Source organism: Pseudomonas sp. ICMP22404 (assembly GCF_006227205.1).
Lineage (GTDB): Bacteria > Pseudomonadota > Gammaproteobacteria > Pseudomonadales > Pseudomonadaceae > Aquipseudomonas.
In genome coordinates this window covers 92588-105899 of sequence record NZ_VCNG01000003.1, presented here as the reverse complement: position 1 = coordinate 105899, position 13312 = coordinate 92588, and the positions used below count along the sequence as shown (strand labels likewise).

The 13312-nt window shown below is 66.4% G+C and carries 2 protein-coding genes (1 of these 2 only partly in view); both read right to left on the bottom strand.

The genetic code is table 11. The features are described from left to right. On the bottom strand, positions 1–3761 hold the start of the coding sequence (locus FGE05_RS06520; RefSeq protein WP_139642737.1) for a non-ribosomal peptide synthetase. The gene continues 14038 nt to the left of window position 1, outside the view; 3761 of the gene's 17799 nt are visible here — the first part of the coding sequence; the start codon lies at positions 3759–3761; the stop codon falls past the left edge of the window. Further along, a complete protein-coding gene (locus FGE05_RS06515) occupies positions 3758–13312 on the bottom strand; it encodes a non-ribosomal peptide synthetase (protein WP_176562983.1) in 9555 nt (3184 codons plus the stop codon). The genes FGE05_RS06520 and FGE05_RS06515 overlap by 4 nt, the downstream gene beginning before the upstream one ends.

Sequence of the window (13312 nt, the reverse complement as noted above, 5' to 3'; positions counted from 1 at the left end):
TCGAAAGGTGCTTCGGCGGCTTCGACGCAGTGAGCCTGAAACACCGCGGGTGGCTGGTCCCGCAGGTCGACGCTGCGCAGGGCGAAATCCGCTGGCGGGTCGATGACTTGGTAGGGCTCGCCGCCTTCGGTCACGAACCGGGTGCGCAGGGCTTCATGCCGCTCGACGATGCGCGACAGCGCGGCGCGCAACGCCGGCTCGTGCAGTTCGCCGCGCAGGCGCAGACCGCCGGCCATGTGGTAGGCAGCACTGGCCTGGGCATCCAGGTGGGCGATGAACCACAGGCGTTGCTGGGCGAACGACAGCGGCAGTGGCGCCAGCCGGGCACCGACCGGGATCCGCGCAGTGCCAAGGTGGCCCGACGCGGCCAAGGCTTCGATGGCTCGCGCCTGTTGTTGCAAGATCGGGTGCTCGAAGACGCTGGCCAGGGGCAGCTCGATCCGCAGCTGTTGGCGCAGTTGGGAAACCAGTTGCACGGCCAGCAGCGAATGCCCCCCGGATTGGAAGAAATGCGCCTGGCGGCTGACCTGCGCCAAGCCCAGCAGCCGGCCCCAGATCGCCGCCAGTTGGGTTTCCAATGGGCCCTGGGGCGCTTCGAAGTGGCCGTCGACAACCTGATCCGGGGCCGGCAAGGCACTGCGATCGAGTTTGCCATTGGGGGTCAGGGGCAGCGCCGGCAAGGTCACATAAGCACTGGGTTGCATGTATTCGGGCAGCGCCGTGGCCAGGGCATCGCGCAATTGCGCCTCGCTCACCGGGGACTCGGGCTGCATCACCCAGTACGCTACCAGGCGCGGGTCGCCTGGCACGTCCTGGCGGGCAATGACCACCGCGTGCTGCACGCCCGGCACCCGGCTCAGGGTGCTTTCGATTTCGCCCAACTCGATGCGATAGCCACGCACCTTGACCTGGAAATCGTTGCGGCCCAGGTACAACAACTGTCCGTCGGGCGTCCATCGACCGAGGTCGCCGGTGCGGTACATTCGCGCACCGGCTTCGCTGGCGAACGGGTCCTGGACGAAACGCTCCTCAGTCAACGCCGGTCGATTCAGGTAACCACGCGCCACCCCGGCGCCACCGATGTAGATTTCGCCGGTGACCCCCAAGGGCACCAACTGACGATGGGCGTCGAGCAGGTACACCCGGGTATTGTCCAACGGCCGGCCGATGCCCGGCACGAAACCCTGGTCACGGTCCATGGACACCCACGTCGAATAGGTGGTGGTTTCCGATGGGCCGTACAGGTTGCACAGCCGCTGTACGGCACTGTTGGCGAAAATTTGCTCCACCAGTCCCTGCTTGAGGGGTTCGCCCGCCAGGTTGACCACCTGAGTCGACAGTGGAATTGCCTGGGCACCGACCAGCGCATCGAGCGCCGAAGGCACACTGTTGATCAGCGTCACCGGCACTGGGCAGTCGAGCAGCGCCAGGGCATTGCTGGCCACGTGCAGGGTCGCGCCGGCGGCCAGCGGCACGAAGTATTCGAAGACCGCCAGGTCGAAGTTGATCGACGTGGCGAACAGGCTGTCGCGCAGGCTGGCGGCGTCGAAGGCCTGCAATGCCCATTGCAACAGGTTGCAGGCGTTGCGGTGCTCGATCATCACGCCCTTGGGGGTGCCGGTGGAGCCGGAGGTGTAGATCACGTAGGCCAGGTGATGCCCGCCCAGGCCCAGCTGGACGGGGTCCGGGTTGTCGGCAGGTTGTTCGGCGAGGCGCGCCTGGGTCTGCGGATCGTCCAGGCACAGCAGCGTGCAGCCATCGCTGGCAGCCATGTTCGATTGCAGTGCAGCGACGGTCAGCAACGCCCGCGGGGTGCTGTCGTCGAGCATGTGCGCCAGGCGTTCGCGGGGGTAGGCCGGGTCCAGCGGAACATAGGCCGCCCCAGCCTTGAGAATGCCCAGCAGGGCTACCAGTAGGTGCGGACCACGCTCAAGACAAATCGCTACGCGACTGTCGGGGCGAACCCCGGTTTGCACCAACAGGTGGGCCAAGCGATTGGCCTGGCTGTTGAGTTGCCCATAGGTCAACGGCGCGACCCCGCCAGCAGCGTCGAAACGTGCGGCGATGGCCTCGGGCTGACGCTCGGCCTGCTGTTCCAGGGCCCGATGCAGCAAGTCCTCGGCGGGCCGTTCGCGGGCCGTGGCATTGAAGGTCTGCAGCAGTCGCTCGCGTTCCGCCTCGGGCAATACCGAAAGGTGGCAAGCCAGTGTGTCGGGCTGCCGTTCGAGGGCGTCCAGCAGGTTTTCCAGAGCACTGCCAAGCCAGCCGAGCACCGGCGTGGCGCCGACCTGGGGATCGATCTGCAGGCTCAACGAGAAACCCTCGCCGAGGTCGTCCACCGAGAGGTTGAACGGGTAATTGGTGCGCTCCTCGCCGCCGAGCACGCGCATGCCAGCGAGCGCCGGCGCCTGGTCGTTGCCTGCGCTGTGGCGGTAATTGAGCAGCGCCGAGAACAGCGCGGTGCCATTGGGCAGGGCGCTGCAGCGTTGGGCCAGGGCCAGGGGCGCGTGTTCGTGGGCGATCAGTCGGCTGAGCAGGGTGTGGGTTTGCTGCAGCGCCTGTTCCACGGGGACGGCCAGGCGCACCCGCAGCGGCAGGGTATTGATGAACAGGCCCATGGCCGTGGCGGCCTCGGCGGCGCCCGATAACCGCCCGAACATCACCGTGCCGAACACCACGTCGTCGCGACCGCTGGTCTTGCCCAGCACCATCGCCCAGGCCAGGTGGAACAGGCTCGCGCTGCTGACGTGCAGGCGCCGCGACAGCTCGCGGATGCGCCGACTCAACGCCACCGGCAGCGGCGCCTCCAACGTCTGCACCTGGCTACCATCCCCCCGTACATCGAGCAGGCCGCACGGTGCTGTAGGCTCGTCGATATCGCCCAGCAGTTCGCTGAAAAAAGCCGTGTGTTGTGCCTCGCTCAAGCCCTGGCGGGCGCGCATGACGAAATCGCGAAACGGCTGTGGCGCCTGTAATTGGTCCACGCACCCTTGCTGGATCGCCGCGACTTCCCCCACCAGCCGCTCCAGGGAGGTGTGGTCCATGACCGCATGATGGTGCAGCAGTTGCAACAGCCAGCGCCCGCCGGCCGGGTCCTCGGCGGCGACTGCGCGCATCAGTGGCGCCTGGCGCAGGTCCAGGCGTTGCCGACGCGGATCGGTATGGGTTCGCAGCGCGGCTTCGACATCGGCCTGGTCGGTGGTGAATGGCTCCAGGGTCAGTGGAGCCTGGCGCCAGACCACCTGCACCGGTTCGTCGAGGCCTTCCCAGGCCAGCGCGGTGCGCAGGATGTCGTGACGGGCGATGGCCTGGTTCAGGGCTTCCATGAAGCGCAGCAGGCAGGTCTCATCGTCGAAGGCCAGCAACACGTGGAGCAAATAGGTATCGCCATGTGTCTGCAGAAGATGGTGAAACAGAATGCCGGCCTGCAACGGCACCAGGGGATAGATATCCTGGATATTGGCCGCGCCACCCGGGACGCCGGCAACGATGCTTTCGATCTGCGCCTGATCGAGCTGACACAGGTCGAGCATCGCCGGGGTGATGTCGGTGGTCCCCACGGGCAGTCCGCTAGTCCGGGCCACCGGGGTCGCGGGCTGGCGCAGTGCTTCGATCAGCGCCGGTTTGTGGCTGCGCAGCAGTGCGATCAGTGCCTGATCGGCCAGGACTTCGTCGTCGGCCACTACCGACAGTTGATCGCCGCGCAGGGACAGGGTGACGCCACGGTGTTTGAGCAAGGCCAGCAATTGATCCGCAGTCACAGGAGCAGTTCCTTCAATGGAGTGGTGACCGCCGCCAGACCGGCGAGGGTCGGCGCGGTGAACAGTTGGCTGATGTCGGCCCGCAGGTTGTGCTGGCGCAGGCGCTCGACCAACCCCATGGCGATCAGCGAATGGCCGCCCAGGGCGAAGAAATTGTCGTGGCGGCTGACCCGCTCGACACTCAGCAGCTCGCACCAGAGGGCGGCCAGGAAGATCTCGATTTCGCCCTGGGGCGCTTCATAGGGCGTCTGCACGAACGCCTGGGCGTCCGGCTCGGGCAGCGCGTTGCGGTCGAGCTTGCCGTTGGCGGTCAGCGGCAGCCGGTCCAGGCGCACATAGGCGCTGGGCAGCATGTAGTCGGGCAAATGTTCGCTCAGCTCGGTGCGGGCCAAGCCTGGAGTCGGCGGTGTGTCGCCCTGCAAGTAAGCGATCAGCCGGTCCACGCCGTGGCGATCGGGACGGCCCACCACCACGGCCTGGCGCACCCCGGGCAGCGTCAGCAGGTGGCTTTCGATTTCACCCAGTTCGATGCGATGCCCGTGGATCTTCACCTGGAAGTCGGTGCGTCCCAGGTAACTGAGGCTGCCATCCGACTCCCAGCGGCCCAGGTCGCCGGTGCGATACAGACGAGCATCGGGTGCGTGGTTAAACGGGTCGATGAGGAAACGTTCGCCGGTGAGCGCCTCACGCCGCCAGTAACCACGCGCCACCCCCTGGCCGCCGATATGAATCTCTCCAACCACCCCCTGCGGGACGCGCCGACCATGGGCGTCGAGCACTTGCACCTGGGTATTGGGCAGCGGTTTTCCGAGGCTCGGCAGCGCGTGTTGATCGAGCCAGGCGCTGGTGGTGTCGACGGTGCACTCGGTGGGCCCGTAGACGTTCAGTACCCGCACGCCGGCTTCGTTGGCCAGTTGTGCCCAAAGTTCAGCGGGCACCGCCTCGCCACCCAGCAGGATGCGTGGCGGCAACGGCTGTGGCCGGACTTGGGCCTGCCGGTGCTTGAGCAGCGCTTGCAACTGGCTCGGTGTGCAATCGAACAGGGTGACTTGCTGTTGGTGCAGGTAATCCAACAGCGCCCCGGCATCCAGCCGTATGCGTTTGGGGATCAGCACCAGGCAGTGACCACTGAGCCATTGGCAAAGCTGCTGCACCGAGGCATCGAAAGCCATCGACGCATTGAGAGAGCAGCGGCTGTTGGCGGGCATGTCGTCCAGACGCTGGCGCAGGCCGGCCCACAGATTGAGCACCGAGCGGTGCTCGACCATGACCCCTTTGGGTTGCCCGGTGGAACCGGAGGTGTAGATCATGTACGCCAGGTCAGCCGGCTGCGGGCCTGGCGCGGTTTCTGCCGCTGCTGGAGCGTGCTGCCAGTCAGCTACTCCAGGGGCGTCGAGGCTGATCAACGGTCCGCCCGTAAAGGCGGGCAGCCGGTCGCGCACCTGCTCCTGGGTGATCAGCGCCGCGGGGGCACTGTCGTCCAGCAGATAGGCCAGGCGGCTGGCCGGGTAGTCGGGGTCCATCGGCACATAGGCACAGCCGGCTTTCCACACCGCCAGCAGGGCGACCGCCGCATGCGCCTGGCGCTCCAGGCAGACAGCGACGAACTGACCGCGCCGCAGCCCTTGGTCCAGCAGGTGATGGGCCAGGCGACTGGCTTGTCGGTCGAGCTCACGAAACGTCAGGGACTGATGCTCGTCGATCACTGCCAAGGCGTCCGGCGTTGCCGCGACCTGTTCGGCAAACCGCTGCGTCAGCGTACCTTCGGGCGCAGCCGTGGGCGGCGGGTTGAAGCGGTCCAGATGCGCCTCTTCCTGCGGGGGGAGCACGCACAATTGCTGGACCGGCATGTCGCCTGCCTGTGCCAAGGCCTCTACCAGCGAATCGAGGGCTTGTAACATGAACTCCACGAGCCGCTCTGGTGCGTGTTCGGGGTGGGTCTGGGCCGTGAGCTGAAAACCTTCGCCCAGGTCGTCCATCGCCAGGTTGAAGGGGTAATGGGTGCGTTCTTCACTGTGCAGCAGGGTCATTCCCGGCATCGCCTGGGGGATGTTCGCTTGCCCGGCATGGCTGTAGCGGTAGTTGAACAGCGCACTGAACAGGGCTGTGCCCGCCGGCACCGCGCTGCATCGCTGGGCCAGCGCCAGCGGGGTCTGTTCGTGGCAGAGCAGACCGTTCAAGGCATCCTGAACCCTGTGCAGCGCAGCGTTGGTACTGTCTTGCAGGTGCACGCGCAACGGCAGCGTGTTGATGAACAGACCCAGGGTCCGGTCCGCATGGGCGCCAGCTTGCAAGCGTCCGAACAGCACTGTGCCGAACACCACATCGTCGCGGCCGCTGAGGCGCCCCAGCACCAATGCCCACGCCAGGTGGCAGATACCTGCAACGCTCACGCCGTGGGCATGGGCCTGCTGGCGCAGCCGGCGCGCCAGGTCCGGGGTCAACGCCTGCCGGTGCTCCAGGGCTTGCCAGCGCGGATCGGCGCGCAAGTCGACGTCGAAAGGCAAGGTCGGCTCGTCCAGGTCGCCCAACTGCTCGCTGAAGAACTTGCACGCAGCGTCCACCACCTCCGGACGCCGTGCCTGGGCCACCAGGCCACGGGGGCTGGTGGGCGCGGGCAGTTCTGCCCGACGACCGCCTTCGATCAGGGCAATTTCCTCGACCATCAACTCCAGGGAGGTGTGATCCACCACCACATGATGATGCAGCAACAACAGCAGCCAACGGTCATGGGCCGCGTCATAGGCCACGCGGGCTTCGATCAGCGGCGCCTGGCGCAGGTCGAGACGAAAATGACGCGGGTCGGCGCTGGCGTGCAAGCGGGCGGCGATATCCTCGCCGTCGAGCACCAGGCGTCGGGGCGTAAAGGCGACGTGCCGCAGAACCACTTGCAATGGCTCGTCCAGATCCTCCCAGAGCACCAGGGTACGCAGCGCGTCATGCCGGGCAATGACCTGTTCCAGCGCGGCGCAGAACCGTTGCAGGCAGGCCTCGTCGGTAAACGCCAGCAAGCTGCGTAGCACGTAGCGATCGCCGTCTTGCTGGGCCCGGTGGTGATAGAGCATGCCTGCCTGCAACGGGCCCAGCGGGTAGATGTCCTGGATGTTGGCAGCACCGCCGGGCATCTGTGCGGCGATCTGGTCGATACGCGCTTGGGACAACGCCACCAGGTCGAGCATCTCAGGGGTGATGCGCGAACAGGAGGGCGCGATGGCACTGACGCTGGCCTCAGGCGCGGCGCTACGCTCGAGTGCTTCCAGGCGCCGGGCCTGAGCGGCGAGGGTCGAGCGCTCGAAGACGCTGCGGATGTCCAGGTTCCAACCATTGCGACGCAGTTGTTCGAGCAGTTGCACCGCGAGCAGCGAGTGTCCGCCAAGGCTGAAAAAATCATCCTCGCGACCGATCTCCGACTGGCCTAGCACCTGTGCCCAGATCGCCGCCAGACGTTGTTCAGTGTCACCGCGAGGTGGCTGCCTGATGCCCTCGACGAGGGTGGTGCCGGGCATCGGCAGAGCCTGGCGGTCGAGTTTGCCGTTGGGCGTCAGTGGCAGGCGCTCCAGGACAATGCAGGCACCGGGCAACATGTAGTCCGGCAAGTGTTGTTCCAGATGGGCGCGTACAGCCGCCGTGTCGGGAATTAGCCCGTGGGCATCCTCGGCCACCAGGTAGGCGACCAGTCGCGGGTCGCCGGCCGGCGCGGGTTGCGCCACCACCACCGCTTCGCGCACGCCCGGCAGGCCGAGCAACTGGGCCTCGATTTCCCCCAGTTCAATGCGAAAACCGCGCACCTTGACCTGGAAGTCGTTGCGCCCCAGGTACTCCAGGTGCCCGTCGGCCCGCCAGCGCCCCAGGTCGCCGGTGCGGTACATGCGCGCCGCGGCATCATCGACGAATGGATCGGGCAGGAAGCGTTCGGTGGTCAGTTCGCTGCGGTTCAGATAGCCCCGCGCGACACCGGCACCGCCGATGTAGATCTCCCCGGCCACGCCCAGCGGCACCGGTTGGCGGTGTGGGTCCAACAAGTAGATTCGGGTGTTATCCAGGGGACGGCCAATGCCGGCCAGGTAGCCGTCTTCGCGGCGCATCGACAGCCAGGTGGAGTAGGTGGTGGTTTCGGTCGGGCCGTAGAGGTTGCACACCCGGCGCGCCGCGCTGCGGCTGAACAACTGTTCCACCAGCGCAGCCTTGAGCGGTTCACCGGCCAGGTTGATGACGCGGACGGTGTCGGGGATGGCATCGATCCGCAGCAGTTGCTCCACCGCCGAGGGCACGCTGTTGACCAGCGTCACGGCCCGCGGTTGCGCCACCAGCGAGAGGGCGTTGGCCACCAGTTGCAGGGTCGCGCCGGCGGCCAGTGGCACGAAGCATTCGAACACCGCCAGGTCGAAGTTGATCGAGGTGGCGAACAGGCTCAGTTGCATCTCCTCGACCTGGAAATTGTCCAGCGCCCAGTGCAGCAGATTGCAGGCATTGCGGTGCTCGATCATCACGCCTTTGGGCAGGCCCGTGGAGCCGGAGGTGTAGATCACGTAGGCCAGATGCGCCGGGGTCAGGTTCGGGATCTTTGGGTTGTCCAGGGACAGGGTGTCGAGTCGGTCCGCCAGCGGCGGCGAATCCAGCTGCCAATGGGCTGCGTCTGGGGACGTCGGCAGGCGCCCGTGCGCGGCCTGGCTGGTGAGCACCAGGCGCGGCGCACTGTCTTCGAGCATGTGCAGCAGGCGCGCCGTCGGGTAGGCAGGATCCAGCGGCACGTAGGCTGCGCCGGCCTTCAGGGTGGCGAGCATGGCCACTAGCAGAAGGGGCCCGCGTTCGAGGCAGATCGCCACCCGGTCATCGGGGCACACGCCAGCGGCCAGCAGGGCATGGGCCAGTTGGTTGGCGCGGCCATTGAGTTGCGCGTAGGTGAGTGATGTCTCCTCGGTACTGTCGATCTGCGCCGCCACTCGGTCGGGATGCAGCGCCGCCTGCTGCTCGAAGGGTTCATGCAGGAGGGTGTCGCGTGGGTGCGCCCGGTGGGTGGCGTTGAACTCGTTCAGTACCTGCTCGCGCTCGGCGCTGGGCAATGTGTCCAAGGTGCAAGCGCGTATCGCCGGCGTTGATTCGAGGCTCTGTGCCAGCGTTTCGAGGGCCTGAACCATGTGGGCCAGCACGACCTCGGCGTTCACCGAATGATGAATCTGCCCGGTCAGGACGAAGCCGTCGCCAAGGTCGTCCACGGACAGGCTGAACGGGTAGTTGCTGCGCTCCTCGCTGCCCAGCCACTGCGCACCCGGCAGCGCGAACGCCGGTTGTGCGCTGCGTTGAGCCTGACTGTGACGAAAGTTCAGCAACGCCGAAAACAGCGGCGTCTGGACGGGCAGGGCGCTGCACCGTTGCGCCAGCGCCAGGGGCGCGTGTTCGTGGGCCAGCAGTTCGACCAGCCGGCCGTGGGTCTGCCGCAGGGCCGTGTGCAGCGGCGCGTCGAGGTCGATGCGCAGCGGCAAGGTATTGATGAACATGCCCAGCGCCCGCTCGGCTTGTTCGCCGGCGCTGAAACGGCCGAACAGCACGGTGCCGAACACCACCTCGTCGCGGCCACTGGACTTGCCGATCAACAGGGCCCAGGCCAGGTGGAACAGGCTGGCGACACCGACCTCCCAGGTCTTGGCCGATCGTCGCAAGCGCAGGGCCAGGGCAGGTTCCAGCGTACACTGGGCCTCGCGGTTATCGCGGCCCGAACCTTGTACGTCGTGCAGTCCGTAGGGCAGGGTCGGCTCGGTGAGGTCGCCGAGCAGCCGCTGGAAATAAGCCTCGGCGCTGGCCTGGCGATGGGGCTGGCGCGCCTGGGCGACGAACTGGCGAAACGGCACGCTCGGGGGCAGATGGCGATGGGGGTCGAGCATCAGCGCACGAACCTCGGCGAACAGCGATCCCAGGGTGGCGTGGTCGATGGCCAGGTGATGATGGACCAGTTGCAGTTGCCAGTGCCGTGTCGCGCTATCGAAGCGCACGAAGGCCCGCGCCAGGGGCGCGTGTCGGATATCCAGCGGCTGGTCGCTGAACCGTTCACCGTCGGCGAGCTGTTGCACCGGCAGGCTCGCGCTGCGCCAGACCACTTGCACCGGCTCGTCCAGGCCTTCCCAGAGTACCGCGCTGCGCAGGACATCGTGGCGGGCGATCACTTGGTCGAACGCCGCGACGAAGCCTTGCAGTCGCTCGTGGCTGTCGAAGGCCAGGATGGCGCGCAACAGGTAGGCGTCGTCATCCGGTTGCAACAGGTGCTGGAACAGCAAGCCTTCCTGCAGAGGCGCCAGCGGATAGATGTCCTGGACGTTGGCCGTGCCACCCTCGACAGCCGCGACGACCGAGTCGATCTGCGCTTGCGGAAGACTGAGCAGGGGCAACAGCATGTCCGGGGTGATGTGCGGGCAGTCCGGGTCGATGCCCGAGGCGACGATGGGCGCGTGGGGCTCGGCTGGGCTCAGCGGGTGTTCGAGCAGCAGGGCCAGGTGGTGAAGGTTCGCCGCAGCGAACAAGGTCCCGATGTCGAGGTGCCAACCTTCGGCCCGCAATTGCTCGACCAGTTGCACGGCCATCAGCGAGTGGCCGCCGAGGGCAAAGAAATTATCCTGGCGGCCCACCCGCGGCACGCCGAGGGTTTGCGCCCACAGCTCGGCGAGACGATGTTCTACGGGGCCTTGCGGTGCTTCGTAGCGCTGCAGGGCGAAGTGATTTTCACTCGGCTCGGGCAGCGCGCGGCGGTCCAGCTTGCCGTTGGCGGTCAGGCTAAAAGCCTCCACCTGCACAAAGGCCGCCGGCAGCATGTAGTCGGGTAATACCGTGGCCAAGCGGGCCCGCAGTTCGTTGGGCTGTTGAGCCTCGGGCGCGCTGAAATAGGCCAGCAGGCGCTGCTGGGCATCGACCCGCACCACCGCTTCGGTGATGCCGGGCAGGGCCTTGAGCTGCGCTTCGATCTCCCCCAGCTCGATGCGGAAGCCGCGGACCTTGACCTGCAAGTCGTTTCGTCCAAGGAACATCAGTACGCCATCGGCCCGCCAGCGCACCAGGTCACCGGTGCGGTACAGCCGCGTACCGGGGGCGAAAGGGTTGGTGACGAAGCGCTCTTCGCTCAATTGCGCCTGGTTCAGGTAACCGAGGGCCAGTCCGTCGCCACCGATGTACAGCTCGCCAGCGACGCCGATGGGCAGCGGCTGGCGCTGCTCGTCGAGGACGTAGACCTGGGTGTTGCCGATGGGACGGCCGATGGGAATGTCGCCCGCCAGCGCATCTTCGAGGGTGATGCGGTGGGTGGTGGCGAAGGTGGTGCTTTCGGTGGGGCCGTAGCCGTTGAGCAACTGTCCGGGGGGCGATTGGCGCAGCACCCGTTCGATGCAGCGCGGGTCGAGCACATCACCGCCCACCATCAGCAAGCGCAAGGCGGCGAAGGCCGGGGCCAAAACGTCGGCGAACTGATGGAACAACCCGGCGGTGAGCCACAGCACGCTGACTTCGTGGCGCAGCAGGTGTTCATTCAAGCGCTCGGCGTCGAGCACGGTCTGGCGCGGGCAGACCACCAGGCAGCCGCCGTTGAGCAGAGCGCCCCAGATTTCCAAGGTGCTGGCGTCGAAGGCTGGATTGGCGGCCAAGGCGATCCGATCCTGGGCGGTGAAGTCGGCAAAACCGTTGTTGCGCACCAGCCGGGTGACGGCGCGGTGGGGTATCTGCACGCCCTTGGGCACGCCCGTCGAACCGGAGGTGTACATGACGTAGGCGACAGCACCGGCACGGGGCAGCGGCGGGTTCGGCGCATCTTCGAATGATCCGCCGACATCGATCAGTTGCACGCCTTGCACCGCCGGCCTGTCGTCACCTTCGACCAGCAGCCAGTCACTGCCACAATCGGCCAGTACCCGAGCTTGATGGGCCAGGGGAGCATCCCGGTCGATGGGTACATAGGCGGCGCCACGCTTGAGGATGGCCAGCACCGCCACGATCAACGCCGTGCCGCGGGGCAAAGCCAGCGCCACATGATCACCAGCGTTGATACCGCACGCCGCCAGATGCCCGGACAGGCGCTCGGCGCGGCGGTCTAGCTGGCGGTAGCTCAACGACTGTTCGGCATCGAGCAGTGCCGTAGCATCGGGACGCCGTCGTACCTGCGCTTCGAACAGGCTGTGCAGAGCTTCGTCGGCCGGATAGTCACGAACGCTGGCATTGAACCCATGGAGTACTTGCTGCTGTTCGGCGGCGTCCAGCAGCGAGGCCTCGGCCAGCGGCCGGTCGGGGGCGGCCAGCAGCTGTTCGGTCAGATGTTGAAGGCGCCGCAGGTGCGCGGCCATGTCGTCGGCGCTGAACAACCTTGGGTCGTAGTTGAACTCCAGGAGCGGCTCGGTTTTCTCCTCGTAATGACGCAGGTAAATGGCCAACGGGTAGCGCTCGTGACCGTTGTGCCAGGTGCGCAGCGCGCAGCGTGCCGGACCCAGGTGCACGTCCCCCGGGTATCGTTCGACTGACAGCATCACCTCGAACAAATGGCCGGGATGACCGGCGCGGGCGCGCAATTCGCGATGCAGGGTTTGTAACGGGTAGCGTTGGTGCCGATAGCTGCGCAGCGTCTGGCTGGCCACCTGCTGAACGGCGTGGGCAAAGCTCAGCGTCGGGTCGACCTGCACCGCTAGTGGCAGGACCGAGGAAAACATCCCGGCCGTCCGTTTTTGCAGCGGGTTGCTGCGGTTGTGCACGGGCAGGCCGATGACCAGCTGTTCGCGTTGGTCGGTCATTCGGCTGAAATAATAGGCCAACAGGGCACTGAGGCTGTGGCTCAGCGTGGCCCCCTGGGTTTTCGCCCATTGGCTCAACCGCTCAAGGCGCTCGCCACCCAGGGTCCAGATCGCCTGGGCACTGGGCACCGGCTCGCCGACGTTGGCTCGGGCCTGCTGGAACAACGGCGCCGGCAGCGCCGGAAATTGTTCGAGCCAGTAATCACGGGCCTTGGCGTAGCGCGTCGAGTCAAGGAACGCTTGGTCCCGGGCCACGAAATCGCGATAGCCCTGTGCCAACTCGTCGTCAAGGATAGGCGGCTGGCCTTGCAGCAACTGGTTATAGGCCGCGCCCACAGCCTGGCCGATCAGGCCCACCGAGGTGCCGTCGCAGATCAGGTGGTGATAACGGCTGTTCCACAATGCATGGGTGTCCGACAGCTGGAACCACTCCATGCTCCACAACGGCTGGTCGTAAAGGGTGAACGGGGTACGATTGAGCTGCGTGATGTGGGCCAGGGCGCCGTCGCGGGCCAGGGGTTCGGCGCGCCAGTCGTAGTAGGCCAGGGCACCCTGCACGGTGTCGTCAACCCGTTGCGTCAAGTGCCCGGCATGCTCGCTGAAAACCAACCGCAACGCGTCATGCTGGGCCACCACGGCCCGCAGCGCGGCGGTGAACAGGGCGAGGTCCACCGCGCCGTGGATTTCCACGGTGACACCGATGTTGTAGGAGGGGGTATTGGGCGACAGCTGTTGATCGAGCCAGACGGACTGTTGGGTGGAACTCAATGAATAGCATTGCGCTTCGACCAT

Excerpts from the sequence above, each read along its gene's own strand:
- FGE05_RS06515 (WP_176562983.1), bottom strand. The coding sequence starts at position 13,312 with ATGGTCGAAGCGCAATGCTATTCATTGAGTTCCACCCAACAGTCCGTC.